Source organism: Campylobacter sp. 2018MI34, assembly GCF_016598975.1.
Taxonomy (GTDB): Bacteria; Campylobacterota; Campylobacteria; order Campylobacterales; family Campylobacteraceae; genus Campylobacter_D.
Genome location: NZ_JAENKS010000063.1, coordinates 1 through 687 on the forward strand (window position 1 = coordinate 1; position 687 = coordinate 687).

Consider the following 687-nt stretch of genomic DNA (forward strand, 5'->3'; position numbering starts at 1 on the left):
CATACAAACATAATCAGGCTTAATATTATGTTTAGCTAATATTGCATAAGCACTATCAGCACAAAATATTGTAGCTTTGTTTTGATATTCTTTTAGAATAGGAAGTTGTTTAGTAAGCGAAGGTCCTGTTGAAACTATTATAGCTGTATCACTTAAATTTGATCTTTTAGTGAGTAATTCTTTAAAAGTAGGATTTGTAATCATTTTAGGTAGATTATAAGTAAATTGTTCTATACCTTGTAAAGCATCTAAGGGATCATTACCATAAGAGAATATTGCTTTTTTAAAATGACTCATCATGTTTTGATTAATGTTTAATATATCTTCTTTATATTTTTCATAATAATCAGAGCTTAATTCTAAAAAATATACTCTTGAAAAAGAAAAGAAAGGATTAGATGAGCAAAGCTCATTATAATCATTTAAATTTAGAGTATTAGCATTAAATATTATTAAAGAATTATTTTTAAGTTCATGGCAAAAGTCTACTAAGTGAAACATAATATAAATAATTTCTAATTCTTTTTCAAAGACTACTATATGTTTATGGTTTTTGTTTTGAAGTAAGGCTTTAAATAAAATACCATTTCCAAAACCATAAAAATAAAGAACAGGATATAAGAAGTATTTATCATTATAAGTGTTTAACATAGAGTTTAGTTCAGCAAGAGGGTTTTGGTAGAGTAA

General features: G+C 24.7%; 1 protein-coding gene. It reads right to left on the minus strand.

The features are described 5' to 3' along the window. On the minus strand, positions 1-687 hold a 687-nt coding region (locus JG676_RS07725), incomplete at both ends, for a 6-hydroxymethylpterin diphosphokinase MptE-like protein (RefSeq protein WP_200217860.1).